Source organism: Micromonospora sp. WMMA1998 (genome assembly GCF_027497375.1).
In the GTDB taxonomy this organism is placed as follows: Bacteria; Actinomycetota; Actinomycetes; order Mycobacteriales; family Micromonosporaceae; genus Micromonospora; species Micromonospora sediminicola.
Window position 1 is genome coordinate 586425 of record NZ_CP114911.1, and the last position, 18168, is coordinate 604592.

The following is an 18168-nucleotide window of genomic DNA, read 5'->3' on the forward strand; positions in this document are numbered from 1 at the left end:
CGCGCCGCCCCGCCGGACCACCCGGGCGCGGCCGGGAACCGGGGTCCGGTTAGGGGGCGACAGGGGTAGGTCGCCGCCGGGCCGCTGGCCAGACTTGGGCCGTTACGGCGAGGGACGGATGTGGTGACATGCTGCGCAGTGACCTGGTCCAGCCGGTGCCGGAGCTGCTCCGGACCCACGCCGACCGGCTGCCGGACCGGGTGGCGTTCCGCGACGCGGACCGGGCGGTGGACTGGGCCGGGCTGGAGGCGGTCACCCGGCGGCTGGCCGGGCACCTGGCCGACGCCGGCGTCGCCCGGGGCGACCGGGTGGCGTTCTGCCTGGGCAACCGGGTGGAGACGGTGGAGACCTGGCTGGCCGTGACCCGGGCCGCCGCGGTCGGCGTACCGCTGAACCCGCGCAGCACCGACGCGGAGCTGGCCCACCTGCTGGACGACTCCGGCGCGGTGCTGGTGGTCACCGACCCCGGCCACCTCGACCAGCTCCGGCGGCTCCGCGCGGACCGGCCCGACCTGCGGATCTGGGTGACCGGCGACGGGCCGTACCCGGACGGGGTGACCGCCTGGCCGGCGCTCGTCGACGCGCCGCCGGTCGCCGACGCCCGCGACGACCTCGGCCTGGACGAGGTCGCCTGGATGCTCTACACCTCCGGCACCACCGGCCGGCCCAAGGGCGTGCTCTCCACCCAGCGCACCTGCCTGTGGTCGGTGGCCGCCTGCTACGTGCCGGTGCCGGACCTGACCTCGGCCGACCGGGTGGTCTGGCCGCTGCCGCTGTTCCACAGCCTCTCCCACATCGGCTGCGTGCTGAGCGTGACCGCGGTCGGCGCGAGCGCCCGCCTGGTCGACGGGTTCGCCGCCGCCGACGTGCTGCGCGCGGTCGCCGAGGACGAGGCGACGGTGCTGGCCGGTGTCCCGGCCATGTACCACCACCTGGTCGCCGCCGCCCGCGCGGACGGGTTCCGCGCGCCCGCGCTGCGGATCTGCCTGGTCGGCGGCGCGATCACCACCGGAGAGCTGCGCCGCGCCTTCGAGGAGGTCTTCGACGCGCCGCTGCTCGACGCGTACGGCAGCACCGAGACGTGCGGCTCGATCGCGGTGACCCGGCCGGACCGGCCCCGGGTCGAGGGCTCGTGCGGGCAGCCGGTGACCGGCGTCGACGTCCGCCTGGTCAGCCCGGAGACCGGCCGGGACGTGGCGACCGGCGACGAGGGCGAGGTGTGGGTCCGCGGGCCGGGGGTCATGGTCGGTTACCACGGGTTGCCCGAGGCGACCGCGGCGGCGCTGCGCGACGGCTGGTACCGCACCGGCGACCTGGCCCGCCGCGACGGCGACGGGAACCTCTTCGTCACCGGCCGGCACCGGGAACTGATCATCCGGGGTGGGGAGAAGGTGCACCCGGTCGAGGTGGAGGACGTGCTGCGGGCCGTGCCCGGCGTCGCCGACGTGGCGGTGACCGGCCGCCCGCACGAGGTGCTCGGCGAGGTGCCGGTGGCCTACGTGGTGCCCGCGCCGGAGGGCTTCGCGCCGGCCGCCGCGTACGCCGCCTGCCGGGAACGGCTCGCCTACCACAAGGTGCCGCAGGAGCTGTACGAGATCGACGCGGTGCCGCGTACCGCCTCGGGGAAGGTCACCCGGCGGCTGCTGCGGGAGCGACCGGCCCGCCTAAGGGCGGTCAACGGCACCCACCACGAGGCGCTGACCCGACTCACATGGCGGCCCCTCGAACCGGCGGGTGCAGCCGACGTCGCCCGGCGCTGGGCGGTGGTCGGCGCCGACGCCGAGCCCGTCGCCGCCGCGCTCGCCGCCGACGGCCACGAGGTCCACACCAGACCGTCGGATGCCGGCGCGGATGTGCTGGTGGTGGTCGACGCCGACCCGACCGCGCTCGACGGGTGGCTCGACGACGCCCGGTACGCGTCCGCCCGCGTGCTGGTGCTGACCAGCGGCGCGGTGGACGCGTCCACGGCCGACGCGCCGGACGACCCCGACCTCGTCCCCGCCGCCGACGTCGCGTGGGCCCGGGCGCGCTGCCGGCAGGCCGCGGACCCGGGCCGGATCGTGCTGGTCGACACCGACGGCGACCCCCGCTCGACCGCCCTGCTTGCGTCAGTGGTGGACGCCGGCGCCGCGCAGGTCGCACTGCGCGCCGGCACAGCCCGGCACGCCGTGCCCGCGCCCTCCGCCGCTCCGGCCCGGGAGCGCGCCGCCACGGTGCTCGACCCGGCCGCCCCGGTGGCGCTGGTCGGCGCGGACACCGAGGAGGGTGTGGCGCTGGCCCGGCACGTGACCGGCGCGCACGGCGCCCGCACCGTGTGGCTGGCCTCCGTCGACCGGACCGCTCCGGCTCCGGCGCTCGCCGGGACCGGCGCCGAGATCACCGCGCACCGGTTCCTCGACCCGGACGAGGGACCGGCCGGTCACCACGACCCGTCCACCCCGGCGCTCGGCGCGGCGGTGCTGCGCCTGTCCGACGCCGACCTGGACGACCCGGACCGCGCCGCCCGGCTGCTCGACCTCGCCGGCCGGCTGGACCTGCGCACCCGGCACGCCGCCGCCACCGCGTACACCGTGCTCGTCCCCGCCGACCTGCTGCTCGGCGCGGCCGGACGGGAGGGCGCGGCCGGCGCGGTGGCCGCGCTGCACGCGCTGGTCGCCCGGCGGCACGCGGCCGGCCTGCCGGCCCGCTTGGTCGGCGTGGCCGGGTCGGCGTGGGCCGAGACGGCCGCCTTCGACGCCGCGCACGAGGGCGACGACCTGGTGCTGGTGGCCGAACCGGCCGACCGGGTGGCCGCCCACCCGGCGTGGCGCGGCCCGGCCCGCGCGGACGGCGACGCGGACGGGTTGCGCCGCCGGCTCGCCGCGCTCACCACCGCCGCCGGCGACCGGGTCCTGGCCGACCTGGTGCGCGCGAGCACCGCCGAGGTGGCCGGGCTGCCCGGGCCGGGCGCGGTCCGGCCGGACCGGGCGTTCACCGACCTGGGATTCACCTCCGTCCGCGCGGTCGCGCTGCGGGACCGGCTGAACCGGGCCACTGGAGCGCGGCTGTCCGCCACCGCCGCGTTCGACCACCCCACCCCCGCCGCGCTCGCCCGGCACCTGGCCACGCTGCTGCGCGGCGCCGCCGCCCCGGACGCCGGGCACCGGTCGGGCCCGGTCGTCACCGACGACCCGGTGGCGATCGTCGCCATGGCCTGCCGGCTGCCCGGCGGCGTCACCGGCCCCGAGGAGCTGTGGGACCTGCTGGAGTCCGGGCGGGAGGGACTGACCGGGTTCCCCACCGACCGGGGCTGGGACCTGACCCACCTCTTCTCCGACGACCCCGACCGGCCCGGCACCTCGTACGCGCGGGTCGGCGGGTTCCTGGCCGGCGCCGGGGACTTCGACGCCACCCTGTTCGCGATCAGCCCGCGCGAGGCCCTCGCGACGGACCCGCAGCAGCGGCTGCTGTTGGAGACGTCCTGGGAGCTGTTCGAGCGGGCCGGGATCGACCCGACCGCGCTGCGCGGCAGCGCCACCGGCGTGTTCACCGGCGTGATGCACCACGACTACGCGGCCCAGGTGGGGCAGGCGCCGCCCGGCACCGAGGGCTACCTCGGCGTCGGCACCGCCGGCAGTGTGGTGTCCGGGCGGGTCGCGTACGCGCTGGGCCTGGAGGGGCCCGCGGTGACCGTGGACACCGCCTGCTCGTCCTCGCTGGTGGCGCTGCATTTGGCCGCGCAGGCGCTGCGCGCCGGGGACTGCTCCCTCGCGGTGGCCGGCGGCGTCGCCGTGATGGGCACCCCGCAGGCGTTCGTCGAGTTCAGCCGCCAGCGCGGCCTCGCCCCGGACGGCCGGTGCAAGGCGTTCGCCGACGCCGCCGACGGCACCGGCTGGTCCGAGGGCGTCGCCGTGCTGCTGCTGGAACGGCTCAGCGACGCGCGCCGTCACGGCCACCCGGTGCTGGCCCTGCTGCGCGCCAGCGCGGTCAACTCCGACGGTGCGTCCAACGGGCTCACCGCGCCCAACGGGCCGGCCCAGGAACGGGTCATCCGCCGGGCGCTGGCCGCCGCCGGGCTCGGACCGGGCGACGTGGACGCGGTCGAGGCGCACGGCACCGGCACCCGGCTCGGCGACCCGATCGAGGCGCAGGCGCTGCTGGCCACGTACGGCCGGGGCCGGGACGCGGCCACGCCGCTGCTGCTCGGCTCGCTCAAGTCGAACCTCGGGCACACCCAGGCGGCGGCCGGCGCGGCCGGGGTGATGAAGATGGTGCTGGCGCTGCGCCACGGGACGCTGCCGGGCACGCTGCACGTGGACGCGCCGACCCGCGAGGTGGACTGGTCGGCCGGCGCGGTGGAGCTGCTGACCGAGGCCCGGCCGTGGCCCGAGGTCGACCGCCCGCACCGGGCCGGCGTCTCCTCGTTCGGCATCAGCGGCACCAACGCCCACGTCATCGTCGAGGCCTCACCCGCCGCGCCGGCCGCGCCGACCGCCGACCGGGACACGCCCGCAACCGTGCCGTGGCTGCTCTCCGCCGCCAGCCGGGAGGGCCTGCGCGACCAGGCGGCCCGACTGTCCACCTGGCTCGACCGGCACGAGGCCGACCCGGCCGACGTGGCGTACGCGCTGGCCACCACCCGGGCGGCGCTGGAGCACCGGGCGGCGCTGCTGGTCCGCGACCCGGCCGACGCCCGCGCCGGGCTGACCGCGTTGAGCCGGGGCGACGCGGAGCCGGTCGGGGTGCTCACCGGCCGGGTCGGCGACGGGCGGCTCGCCGTGCTGTTCGGCGGGCAGGGCGGGCAACGCCCCGGCATGGGTCGGGAGCTGCGCGAGACGTACCCGGTCTACGCCGAGGCGTTCGACGCCGCCTGCGCCGAACTGGACCGGCACCTCGCCGGGCACGTCCCGCACCCGCTCGCCGACGTGGTCCTCGCGCCCGCCGGCGACGCCCGGGCCGACCTGCTCGACCAGACCGGCTACACCCAGCCCGCGCTGTTCGCCGTCGAGGTGGCGCTGCACCGGCTGCTCGAATCCTGGGGTGTGCGCCCCGACCTGCTGCTCGGCCACTCGATCGGCGAGCTGGCCGCCGCGCACGTGGCCGGCGTGTTCCCGCTCGCCGACGCGGCGGCGCTGGTCGCCGCGCGGGCCCGGCTCATGCAGGCGCTGCCCGCAGGCGGCGCGATGGTCGCGGTCGAGGCGGACGAGACGGAGGTGCGGCAGCACCTCACCGACCGGGTCGGGTTGGCCGCGGTGAACGGGCCGACCGCCGTGGTCCTCTCCGGCGACGCCGACGCGGTCGAGGCGGTCGCCGCGACGCTGCGCGCCGCCGGCCGCCGGACCAGCCGGCTGCGCGTGTCGCACGCGTTCCACTCGCCCCGGATGACGCCGATGCTCGACGCGTTCCGCGCGGTCGCCACCGGGCTGACCTACCGCGCGCCGCAGGTGCCCGTGGTGTCCACGCTCACCGGCGCGCCGGTCGACCCGGCGCGGCTCGCCTCGCCCGAGCACTGGGTGGCGCACGTCCGCGACACGGTGCGCTTCCGCGACGGCGTGCGCGCCCTGCACGCCGAGGGCGCCACCACGTTCCTGGAGGTCGGCCCCGGCGGCGTGCTCACCGCGATGGCCGCCGACTGCCTCGCCGACGGCGGCGACGACCTCGCCTACCTGCCGACCCTGCGCGGCGGCGTGCCCGAACCGGTGGCGCTGCTCACCGCCGTGTCCGGGCTGCACGTGCGTGGCGTGCCGATCGACCGGGCCGCCCTGGCCGGGCCGGGCCCGCACGCGCCCGTCCCGCTGCCCACCTACGCGTTCCGGCACCGGCACTACTGGCTGCCCGCCGCACCCGGCGCGCCGACCGGCGACGCCGGGCACCCCCTGCTCGCCACGGTGCTGCCGGTGGCCGGCACCGGCCAGGTGGTCGCCACCGGCCGGTTCACCACCTCCCGACCGGCCACGCCGGACGGCGCCGCCCCGCTGCTGCCCGCGTCCGCGCTGCTCGACGCGCTCACCCACCTCGGGGAGCGGCTCGACGCGCCGGTGCTGGAGCGCCTGCGCACGCCCGAACCGGTGCCGCTGCCCGCCGGGCCGGCCGTCGACCTCCAGATCGACGTCGCCGGGCCGGACGGGACCGGCCGCCGGGTCGCCCGCTGCCACGTCCGCGCCGGCGAGCACGAGCCCTGGCGGGCCGTCGCCGACGCCACGCTCGCCCCGGCCGACACGCTCGCCGCGCCGGGCGTACCGGCCCTGACCTGGCCGCCGGCCGGCGCCCGGGCGGTCGACGCGGCGCACCCGCTGCTGCGGGCCGCCTGGACCGCCGGGGACCGGCTGCACCTCGACGTGCGGCTGCCCGACGACGCCGCCGACCCGGACGCCGAGCGGTACGGCGTACACCCCGACGTGCTCGACGCCGCGCTGCGCCTGCTCCCGCTGGCCGGGTTCGCCCCGCCGGCCGGGCCGGGGGAGCGGATCGAGCCGACCGGGTGGACCGGCGTGCGCCGGCACGCCACCGGCGCGTACGCGCTGCGGGTCACCCTGGCCCCGGCCGGCGCGGACGGGGTGACGCTCAGCGCCGTCGACGACGCCGGCCGCCCGGTGCTCGACGTCGACCGGATCGCGCTGCGGGCCGTGGCGGCGCCGGCGGCCGGCGCGCCGACCCCGGAGACCGCCCCGGCCGGGCTGTACACAGTGGACTGGACGCCCGCGCCGACCGGACCGGTGCCCACCTGGACGCTCGCCGACGCCGTACCCCCGGCCGGGCCGCTGCCCCCGGTGCTGGTGCTGCGCCTGCCCGACGGCGACCCGGACGCCACCGTCGCGCAGCGGGCCGACACGATCGGCCGGGACCTGCTGGCGGTGCTGCGCCGCTGGCTCGACGACCCGCGCGCCTCCGACACCACGCTGGCGGTCGCGGTCCGCGACGGCGACCCGGCGCACGCCCCGGCCGTCGGCCTGCTGCGCGTCGCCCGCGCCGAACACCCCGACCGGTTCCTGCTGCTGCACCTCGACGCCACCGACGACGCCACGGTCCGCGCCGCGCTCGCCGCCGCCGACGACGAGCCGGAGGTCGCGGTCCGCGACGGCCGGGCCCTGCTGCCCCGGCTACGCCCGGCCGGTGAGCCGGAGACCGACGCGCCGCCCGCGCTGGCCGGCGGCGCGGTCCTGGTCACCGGCGGCACCGGTGGCGTCGGCCGGCACGTCGCCACCCACCTGGTCGAGGCGTACGGGGTGCGCGAGCTGGTGCTGCTCAGCCGCACCGACCGGCCCGCGCCCTGGATCGACGAGCTGACCCGCGCCGGTGTCACCGTCCGGCTGGCCGCCGCCGACGTGGCCGACCGGGACGCCCTCGCCGCCGTGCTCGCCCCGCTCGCCGACCGGCTGGTCGCGGTGGTGCACGCCGCCGGCGCCACCGCCGACGCCCTGCTCACCGACCTCGACCCGGAGCGCTGGGCGGTGGCGCTGCGGGCCAAGGTGCACGGCGCCTGGCACCTGCACGAGCTGACCGCCGACCTCGACCTGGCCGCGTTCGTGCTGTTCTCCTCCGCCTCGGCCACCTTCGGCAGCCCCGGCCAGGGCAACTACGCCGCCGGCAACGCGTTCCTCGACGCGCTCGCCGCGTACCGCCGCGACCGGGGGCTGCCGGGCACCGCGCTCGCCTGGGGCCTGTGGGCCGAGACCGAGGGGATGGCCGGCCGGCTCGGTGCCGCCGACCTCGCCCGGCTCGCCCGCGCCGGCACCCGGCCGCTGGACGCCCCCGCCGCACTGGCGCTGTTCGACGCCGCGCTGCGCGCCGGACCCGCGCAGCTGGTGCCGATCGGGCTGGACCTGGCCGCGGTCCGCGCCACCGGGGAGGTGCCGGCGCTGCTGCGGGCGCTGCTGCCGCCGCCCCCGCGCCGGGCCGTCGTCGCCGAGCCGGGCGCGGGGACGGGAACCGGGCTCGCCGACCGGCTGGCCGGACTCGGCGAGCCGGACCGGGCCGCGCTGCTGCTGGACCTGGTCCGCGCCCGCTGCGCCACGGTCCTCGGCCACGCCGGCCCGGAGCTGGTCGAGCCGCGCCGGCCGTTCAAGGACCTCGGCTTCGACTCGCTGATGGCGGTGGAACTGAGCAACCGGCTCGCCGCCGCCACCGGCGTCCGGCTCGCCCCGCACGCGGTGTTCAACCACCCCACCCCGGAACTGCTCGCCGCGCACCTGCACGCCCGGCTGCTCGGCACCACCGCCACCGAGGTCGCCGACGCCACCACCGTGGCGCTGGACGAACCGGTCGCGGTGGTCGCCATGGCCTGCCGGTTCCCCGGCGGCATCGGCTCCCCGGAGGAGTTGTGGCGGCTGCTCGACGCCGGCGGCGAGGTGATCGGCGAGCTGCCCACCGACCGGGGCTGGCCGCTGGCCGACCTGTACGACCCGGAGCCCGGCACCCCCGGCCGCACCTACACCCGCGCGGGTGGCTTCCTCACCGGCCTGGCCGACTTCGACGCCGCGTTCTTCGGCATCAGCCCGCGCGAGGCCCTGGCCATGGACCCGCAGCACCGGCTGCTGCTGGAGACGTCCTGGGAGGCGCTGGAACGGGCCGGCATCGACCCGGACACGCTGCGCGGCAGCCGTACCGGCGTGTTCGCCGGCACCCACGGCCAGGACTACACCGACCGGATCGCCCCCGGCGCCACCTCGGACGACGGGGAGACCACCGCCGACGAGGGGCACCTGCTCACCGGCACCGCCGCGAGCGTCCTGTCCGGACGGGTCGCGTACGCGCTCGGCCTGGAGGGGCCGGCGGTCACCGTGGACACCGCCTGCTCCGCGTCCCTGGTGGCGCTGCACCTGGCCGCGCAGGCGCTGCGCCAGGGCGACTGCGACCTGGCCCTCGCCGGCGGCGTGTCGGTGCTGTCCGGCCCGGCCGGGCTGACCGGGTTCAGCCGCCAGCGCGGCCTCGCCCCGGACGGCCGGTGCAAGGCGTTCGCCGAGGAGGCCGACGGGTTCGGCATGTCCGAGGGCGTCGGCGTGCTGGTGGTGGAACGGCTCTCCGACGCCCGCCGGCGCGGCCACCCGGTGCTGGCGCTGGTGCGCGGCTCGGCGGTGAACTCCGACGGCGCGTCCAACGGGCTGACCGCCCCGAACGGGCCGTCCCAGGAACGGGTGATCCGGGCCGCGCTCGCCGCCGCCGGGCTCGACCCCGCCGACGTGGACGCGGTCGAGGCGCACGGCACCGGCACACCGCTGGGCGACCCGATCGAGGCCGAGGCGCTGCTGGCCACCTACGGCCGGCGGCCGGACGGCGTCGCGCCGCTGCTGCTCGGCTCGGTGAAGTCCAACCTCGGGCACACCCAGGCCGCGGCCGGCGTGGCCGGCGTGCTCAAGGTCGTCCTCGCCATGCGGCACGGCCGGTTGCCCCGCACGCTGCACGCCGAGCGGCGGACCAGCCGGGTCGACTGGGCGGCCGGCGCGGTCGACCTGCTCACCGAGGCCCGGCCCTGGCCGCGCGCCGACCGGCCGGCCCGCGCCGGTGTCTCCTCGTTCGGCATCAGCGGCACCAACGCCCACGTGGTGGTCGAGGCCGCGCCGCCCGAGCCGGCCGCCGATTCGCAACCGCCGGCCGGGCCGGCGGCGCTGCCGTGGCTGCTGTCCGCGCGTACCCCGGAGGCGCTGGCCGGGCAGGCCCGCAGGCTGCGCGCCCACCTCGCCGACCGCCCCGACCAGCGGCCGCTGGACGTGGCCTGGTCGCTGGCCACCACCCGGTCCGGTTTCGACCACCGGGCGGTGGTCGTCGCCGACCCGCCGGGCGTCGCCGCCGCCCTGGACGCGCTCGCCGCCGGCCAGCCCGCCCCCGACCTGGTACGCGGTGAGCCCACCGTCACCGGCCGGGTGGTGTTCGTCTTCCCCGGTCAGGGCTCCCAGTGGGCCGGCATGGCGCTGGACCTGCTCGACGAGTCACCGGTGTTCGCCGAACGGATGGCCGCCTGCGACGCCGCGCTGCGGCAGTGGCTGGACCACCCGCTGCGCGACCTGCTGCGCCAGGCGCCCGGCGTGCCCGACCTGGACCGGGCCGACGTGGTGCAGCCGCTGCTGTTCGCGGTGATGGTGTCGCTGGCCGAGCTGTGGCGCTCGTACGGCGTGCAGCCCGCCGCCGTGGTCGGCCACTCGCAGGGCGAGATCGCGGCCGCCTGCGTGGCCGGGGTGCTGTCCCTGCCGGACGCGGCCCGGCTGGTGGCGTTGCGCGCCCGCGCGCTGCGCCGGCTGGCCGGCGCGGGGGAGATGGCGGCCGTGCCGTTGGCCGTCGACGCGGTCCGCGCGCGGGTGGCCCGCTACGGCGACCGGCTGGCCGTGGCCGCGGTGAACGGACCGGCCAGCGTGGTGGTCTCCGGCGAGCCCGCCGCGGTGGACGAGTTCGCCGCCGAGCTGGCCGCCGACCGGGTGCGGCTGCGCCGCGTCCCGATCGACTACGCGTCGCACTCCCCGCAGGTGGAACGCATCCGCGCCGAGCTGGCCGAGGCCGTCGCCGGTGTCACACCCGGCCCGGCCGCCGTGCCGATCTACTCCACCACGGACCTGCGCTGGCTCGACGGTCCGGAGATGGACGCCGACTACTGGTACCGCAACCTGCGCCAGCCGGTCGAGCTGGCCGACGCGATCCGGGCGGTCGCCACCGAGGGCCACGACACCTACGTCGAGTGCAGTCCGCACCCGGTGCTGACGCCCGGCATCGACCAGACGCTCCAGGAGCACGACCGCCCGGCCGTGGTGGTCGGCTCGTTGCAGCGCGACCGGGGCGACCGGGCCCGGTTCCTGCTCGCCGTCGCGCACCTGCACGTGCGCGGGGTGCCCGTCGACTGGCAACCGGCCCTGGCCGGCGGCCGCCGGGTCGACCTGCCCACGTACGCGTTCGCCCGCCGCCGCTACTGGCCCCGGCCGGTGACCGGCGCCGCCGACGTCAGCGTGGCCGGCCTGGCCGACGCCGGTCACCCGCTGCTCGGCGCGTCGGTGCCGCTGGCCGACGGCTCGGGGCACCTGTTCACCGGCCGGCTGGCGGTCGGCGAGCAGCAGTGGCTGGCCGACCACCGGGTCGCCGGCCGGGTGCTGGTGCCCGGCACCGGCCTGGTCGAGCTGTGCCTGCGCGCCGGCGACGAGGTCGGCTGCCCGGTCCTCGACGAACTGGTCATCGAGGCGCCGCTCACCCTGCCGGAGGACGCGGCCACCCAGGTGCAGGTGGCCGTCGGACCGGCCGCCGACGACGGCCGCCGCCCGGTCACCGTCCACTCCCGACCGGCCGACGGCCCGGCCGGCGCGGCGTGGACCCGGCACGGCAGCGGCACGCTCTCCGCCGCCGGCGCCACCCCGACGATGACGACCGCCCCGCCGCCGGACGCCCCCGCCGTCGACCTGACCGGCTTCTACGAGCGCCTGGTGGACGAGGGGTACGGCTACGGACCCGCGTTCCGGGGGCTGCGGGCCGTGCGGGCCGGCGCCGACGAGGTGTACGCCGAGGTGGAGCTGCCGCCCGGCCCGCGCGCCGACGCCGACCGGTACGCGCTGCACCCGGCGCTGCTCGACGCCGCCCTGCACGCGGCGCACTTCGGTGGCCTGGCCGACGCCGGCGGCGACCGGATCCTGCTGCCGTTCGCCTGGAACGGGCTCACCCTGCACGCGTCCGGCGCGACGTCGCTGCGGGTCCGGCTGCGCCGGGTCGGCCCGCACGCGTTCGCGCTGACCGCCACCGACCCGACCGGCGCCCCGGTGGTCGAGGCGGCGTCGCTGGCCATGCGCCCGATCTCCCGCGCCGAGCTGGGCGCCCGGGACGACGCGGTCACCGACGCGTTGTTCCACCTGACCTGGCAGCCACTGCCGACGGCGGCAGCGCCGGCCCCGGCCCGGATCGCGGTGCTCGCCGCCCCGGCCGACCGTGCGGCTTCGGCCGATCTGCCGCGCTACGCGGATCTGCACGCGCTGGCCGCCGCGATCGACGCCGGGATCCCGACGCCCGACGCGGTGCTCGCGCCGCTCACGGCCGGGATCGTGGCGAGCGACGGTGCGTCCGCGACGACGACCCGCCGCTCCGGCCGGCCCACCGCGACCGACGACGACGCGGCGGCGGACCGGGCGCGGCGGCTCGCCGGGGACGCGCTCGCACTGGTGCAACGGTGGCTGGCCGAGCCGCGCTGGGCCGATACCCGCCTGGTGCTGCTCACCTGCGGCGCGGTCGGCGTGCACGGCCCCGGCGAGGTCGACGACCCGGACGCCGCCGCCGCGTGGGGCCTGGTCCGCTCCGCCCAGTCGGAGCACCCGGACCGGTTCGTGCTGCTCGACGCCGACACCGCGCCCGACGCGGCCACCCTGTCCACGCTGCTCGCCGCCGACGAGCCGCAGGTGGCGCTGCGCGACGGCGGCGCGTACGTGCCCCGGCTGGCCCGCCGCGCCGACGCGCCCACGCTCACCCCGCCGGCCGACGCGACCGCGTGGCGGCTGGACGTGCCCCGGCGGGGCAGCCTCGACCACCTCGCGCTGGTGCCCACCGACGCGGCCGACGCGCCGCTGTGCCCGCGCGAGGTGCGGGTCCGGGTCCGCGCCGCCGGCCTGAACTTCCGCGACGTGCTCAACGCGCTCGGCCTCTACCCGGGCGACCCGGGTCCGCCCGGCGGCGAGGCGGCCGGCGTGGTCACCGAGGTCGGCGCCGAGGTCACCGACCTGCGCCCCGGCGACCGGGTGCTCGGCGTGTTCACCGGTTGCTTCGGCCCGGTCGCGGTCACCGACCGGCGGCTGCTCGCGCCGGTGCCGGACGGCTGGACCGACGCGCAGGCCGCGACCGTGCCGGTGGTGTTCCTGACCGCCTGGCGGGGACTGGTCGGGCTGGGCGGCCTGCGCGCCGGCGAGTCGGTGCTGGTGCACGCGGCGGCCGGCGGCGTCGGCATGGCGGCGGTGCAGATCGCCCGCCACCTCGGCGCCGAGGTGTTCGCCACCGCCAGCCCCGGCAAGTGGCCCGCGCTGCGCGAGCTGGGCGTCGCCGAGGACCACCTGGCGTCGTCCCGCACGCTCGACTTCGAGGCCCGGTTCCGCGCGGTCACCGGCGGACGCGGCGTGGACGTGGTGCTCGACTCGCTGGCCCGCGAGTTCGTCGACGCGTCGTTGCGGCTGCTGCCGCGCGGCGGCCGGTTCCTGGAGATGGGCAAAACCGACCTGCGCGACCCGGCCCGGGTCGCCGCCGACCACCCGGGCGTCGACTACCGGGCGTACGACCTGACGCAGGTCGACCCGGACGAGATCCAGCGGATGCTCACCGAGCTGCTGGCGTTGTTCGCCGCCGGCGCGCTGCGCCCGCTGCCGGTGCGCGCCTGGGACGTCCGGCAGGCCCCGGACGCGTTCCGCCACGTCAGCCAGGCCCGGCACGTCGGCAAGGTGGTGCTCACCATGCCGGAACGGTGGGACCCGGACGGCACGGTGCTGCTCACCGGCGGCACCGGGCTGCTCGGCGGCCTGGTGGCCCGCCGGCTGGTCACCGGGCACGGCGTACGGCACCTGCTGCTGGCCAGCCGGGGCGGCCCGGACGCGCCCGGCGCGGCCGACCTCGCCGCCGAGCTGACCGCGCTCGGCGCCACCGTCACGGTCGCCGCCGCCGACGTGGCCGACCGGGACGCCGTCGCCGGGCTGCTCGCCGGCGTGCCGGCCGCACACCCGCTGACCGCCGTGGTGCACCTGGCCGGCGTGCTCGACGACGGGGTGGTCACCGCGCTCACCCCGGAGCGGATCGACACCGTCTTCCGGCCCAAGGTGGACGCCGCCCGGCACCTCGACGAGCTGACCCGCGACCTCGACCTCGCCGGGTTCGTGCTGTTCACCTCCGGCGCCGGGGTGTTCGGCGTGCCCGGGCAGGGCAACTACGCCGCCGCCAACGCCTGGCTGGACGCGTTGGCCCGACGCCGGCGCGGGGCGGGCCTGCCGGCCCGCGCGTACGCCTGGGGTCTGTGGGCGCAGGCCAGCGCGCTGACCGCCGGCGTGGACCGGGCGACCACGGCCCGCGACGGGCAGCTCGCCATCCCGTCCGACCTGGGCCTGGCGCTGTTCGACGCCGGCCTGGCCGCGCCCGAGGAACACCTCGTGCCCACCCGGGTCGACCGGGCTGCCCTGGCCGCACGGCCCGGCGTGCCGGCGCTGATGCGCGGGCTGGTCCGCCCGGACCGGCCCCGCGCCCGGGCCGGCGCGGCCACCGGCGGGGCGGACCTGGGCGCGCGGCTGCGCGCGCTCACCGGCGCGGAACAGGCCGCGCTGCTGCTCGACCTGGTCCGGGCCACCGCCGCGGCGGTGCTCGGTCACGGCAGCCCGGACGCGATCCGGGAGGGCCAGGCCTTCCACGAGATGGGGTTCGACTCGCTCACCGCGGTGGAGCTGCGCAACCGGCTCACCGAGGCGACCGGGGAGCGGCTGCCCGCCACCGCGGTCTTCGACTACCCGGACCCGGCCGCGCTCGCCGCGTACCTGCGGTCCCGGCTCGTGCCCGACGGCGGGCAGGCCGCCCCGGGGGTCCTGGCCGAGCTGGAACGCCTGGAGCGGGCGCTGGCCGAGACGACCGTCGAGGTCGACCTGCACAGTCAGGTGGCGGCGCGGCTGGAGGTGCTGGTGGCCAAGTGGCGGACCATGCGCGGCGCCTCCGCCGGCGACCACGACCTGGACCTCGACCGGGCCAGCGACGACGAGATCTTCAGCCTGATCGACACGGAACTCGGGCTGTAGCGGCCCAGCGGACGAACGAGGGACGGCGATGACCGACGTACTGATCGTGGGCTACGGCCCGGTGGGCCAGGTGGCCGCGATCCTGCTGGCTCAGCGCGGCTTCACGGTGCGGGTGCTGGAGAAGTGGACCACCCCGTACAGCATGCCGCGCGCGGTCTCCTACGACGGCGAGGCCAGCCGGATCCTCGCCGCCTGCGGCGTGGCCGACCGGCTCGCCGACGTGACCGAACTGTCCGGCGAGTACACCTGGAAGAACGGCTTCGGCCGCACCCTGCTGCACGTGCGTGCCGCGCCCGACGGACCGGCCGGCTGGCCCGACTCGACGTCGTTCTACCAGCCCGGCCTGGAGGACCGGCTGGCCGAGCGGGGCGCGGCGCTGCCAGGGGTGGAGGTGCGCCGGGGCGTGGAGGTGACCGGGCTGGCCGACCACGGCGACCGGGTCGAGGTGACCGCCGTGGACGGCGACGGCGGCAGCCACACGTTCACCGCCTCCTGGGTGCTCGGCTGCGACGGCGCGAACAGCTTCGTCCGGGGTTGGCTGGGCTCAGGCGTCACCGACCTGGACTTCACCCACGACTGGCTGGTCTGCGACGTGGTGCTGCACACCCCGCGCGAGTTCCGGCCGAACAACCTGCAGATCTGCGACCCGGCCCGCCCGCGTACCGCCGTCTCGGCCGGGCCGGACCACCGGCGGTGGGAGTTCATGCGGGTGCCGGGGGAGACCCTGGAGGAGTTCCGCACCGAGGCCAGCGCCTGGCGGCTGCTCGGCCTGTTCGACATCACCCCGGACAACGCCCGGCTGGACCGCTACGGCGTCTACACCACCCAGGCCTGCTCCGCCGACCTGTGGCGGCGCGGGCGGGTGTTCCTGGCCGGCGACGCCGCGCACGTCATGCCGCCGTTTCTCGGGCAGGGCATGAGTTCCGGCTTCCGCGACGTGGTCAACCTGGCCTGGAAGCTGGACCTGGTGCGCCGGGGCCTCGCCGGTGAGGCGCTGCTCGACACCTACCAGGTGGAGCGGCGGGCGCACGTGCAGCACGCGATCCGGATGTCCATGGACTCCGGGGCGGTGATCTGCGAGACCGACCCGAAGAAGGCCGCCGGCCGTGACTCGGTGATGCTGGCCGCGCTGCGCCGGCGTACCCAGCAGCGGCACGTCCGGTCGCTGCGCGAGGCGATCGTCGACGGCGTGCTGCACCGCGCCGCCGACGGCACGCCGACGCCGCGCGCCGGGGAACCCGCGCCGCAGGGCCGGGTGTCCGTCGGCGGGCGCACCGGCGGCTTCGACGACGTGGTGGGCGTCGGCTTCGTCCTGCTCACCCGGGAACCGGCCGCGCTCGACCCGGACGCCGCCGCGTTCCTCGACGACCTCGGCGCGTACCGGCTGACCGTGCGGCCCGCCGACGGCGACGCGGCGGCCGACGACCTGGTCGACCTCGACGGCGCGTACCTGTCCTGGCTGGGCGGCGCGGACGCCGCCCTGATCCGCCCGGACTTCTACCTCTTCGGCGCGGCCACCGGGCCCGACGCCGCGGCGACAGTGGTGGCCGACCTGCGCCGGCAGGTCTCCGCCCCCGCCCTGCAGCCCTGACCATCCCCTTCCAGCCCTGAGGAGCTGACATGCTGGAGAACCTCCGCACCCTCGGCCGGGTCGTCCGGACCCTGGCCACCAAGGACCCGGTGACCCGGGTCCGCCGGTTCTACGAGATCCAGTCGCCGGACGTCGAGTTCGCCGCCCGCACCTCCCGCTACATGAACGTCGGCTACTGGGAGGAGGGCGTCACCAGCATCGACGTGGCCGGCGAGGCGCTGGCGAACAAGCTCGCCGACGCGGCCGGGTTCAAGCCCGACGACACCGTCCTGGACGTCGGCTTCGGCTACGGCGACCAGGACTTCGCCTGGCTGCGGGACCGCCGGGTGGCCCGGGTGCACGGCGTCAACGTCACCCCCCGGCACGTCGAGCACGCCCAGGAACGCGCCCGCCGCGAAGGGCTGGCCGACCGGGCCGACTTCCAGCTCGGCACCGCCACCGCGCTGCCGTTCCCGGACGCCAGCGTGGACCGGGTGGTGGCGCTGGAGTCGGCGTTCCACTTCCACCCGCGCAGCGCGTTCTTCGCCGAGGCGCTGCGGGTGCTGCGGCCGGGCGGCACGCTGGCCACCGCCGACATCATCCCGCTGAGCAACGACACCCCGCGCATGTCGATCAACTCGGGTCCGCTGAGCTTCGTCAAGTTCAGCCTGCCGGACGAGAACTGGCACGACCGCCGCACCTACGGCGAGCAGCTCACCGAGGCCGGGTTCGGCAACGTCGAGGTCCACTCCATCGCCGACCGCACCTGGGAGGGCTGGCGGCGGTTCCAGGCCGCCCGCCCCGCCGACCCGGCGTTCCGCGCCGCCGTCGACGGCAGCGCGGTCAAGGGCATGGCCAACCACTGGCGCGACGCCGACCTGATCAAGAAGGAGCTGGGGCTGCTCGACTACGTGATCGCCGTGGCGCAGAAGCCCTGACCGACCGCGGCCCCCGCCACCCGGGCCGGGCGGTGGGGGCCGGCGCCGGTCGCGGCCCGCCGGGTCAGCCGACCGCCGTGCGGGTCAGCGCCGCCGAGAGGGTACGCAGGATCGCCGGCTGGTGAGACGCCAGGAAGAAGTGCCCGCCCGGGAAGACGTGCAGGTCGAACGGGCCGGTGGTGTGTTCCGCCCACGCCTTCGCCTCGTCCACCGTGGTCTTCGGGTCGGCGTCGCCGGTGAACACGGTGACCGGGCAGGTCAGCTTCGGGCCGTCGGCGAACGTGTAGGTCTCCGCGGCCCGGTAGTCGCTGCGGATCGCCGGCAGCGCCGCGCGCAGCATCTCCGGGTCGCCGAGGATCGCCGAGTTCGTGCCGCTGAGCTTCCGCACGTCGGCCAGCAGACCCTCGTCGTCGAGCAGGTGCACGGTCTCGTTCCGGTGGCACGACGGCGCCCGCCGGCCGGACGGGAACAGGTGCGCCACCGGCGCGCCGGTCTCCGCCTCCAGCAGCCTCGCCACCTCGAAGCCCAGCGTCGCGCCCATGCTGTGCCCGAAGATCGCCAGTGGACGGTCGGTCCACGGGCGCAGCACGTCGGTCACCTGCCGGGCCAGCTCGCCGATGGTCGGCACGCAGGGCTCCTGGCGGCGGTCCTGCCGGCCCGGGTACTGCACGCTGAGCACCTCCACGGCGGGCGACAGCGCCCGGGACACCGGGAAGAAGAAGCTCGCGGACCCGCCGGCGTGCGGCAGGCACACCAGGCGCGGGGCGCCCGCCGGGGCCGGGTGGAACCGGCGTACCCACAGGCCGTTGTCGTCGTCGGTCATCGTCACGCGGTCCTTCCGGCGGTGGCGCCCGCGACGGGCGCCAGGGCGGTCCACCGGACGCTAACCGCGCCGCCGCCGACCCGGCCACCCCTAGCCGACCGGCCGTACGGGTTAGGGGTTGTCGCAGCTCAGCGCGACGCC

The 18168-nt window shown here is 77.9% G+C and carries 4 protein-coding genes; 3 read left to right on the forward strand and 1 reads right to left on the reverse strand.

The genetic code is table 11. From position 1 onward, the window contains the following. Positions 1-128: 128 nt before the first annotated feature. Genes O7600_RS02865 through O7600_RS02875 form a run of 3 tightly spaced genes read left to right on the forward strand, consistent with a single transcriptional unit; the run spans position 129 to position 17204 of the window. Positions 129-14696 (forward strand): type I polyketide synthase, encoded by a 14568-nt coding sequence (locus O7600_RS02865; RefSeq protein WP_281592142.1) that lies wholly within the window; start codon positions 129-131, stop codon positions 14694-14696. Between the two features lie 28 nt (positions 14697-14724). Beyond that, entirely contained in the window at positions 14725-16287 is a 1563-nt protein-coding gene (locus O7600_RS02870; protein ID WP_281592143.1) for a bifunctional 3-(3-hydroxy-phenyl)propionate/3-hydroxycinnamic acid hydroxylase, read from the forward strand. 29 nt (positions 16288-16316) lie between these two features. Further along, positions 16317-17204, forward strand: coding sequence for a class I SAM-dependent methyltransferase (locus tag O7600_RS02875; RefSeq protein WP_281592144.1), 888 nt, complete (start codon positions 16317-16319; stop codon positions 17202-17204). Positions 17205-17268: 64 nt separating this feature from the next. Here O7600_RS02875 and O7600_RS02880 read toward each other — a convergent pair whose 3' ends face one another. Further along, complete coding sequence (locus O7600_RS02880) at positions 17269-18027, reverse strand: alpha/beta fold hydrolase (RefSeq protein WP_281592145.1); 759 nt, start codon at positions 18025-18027, stop codon at positions 17269-17271. Positions 18028-18168: the final 141 nt, after the last annotated feature.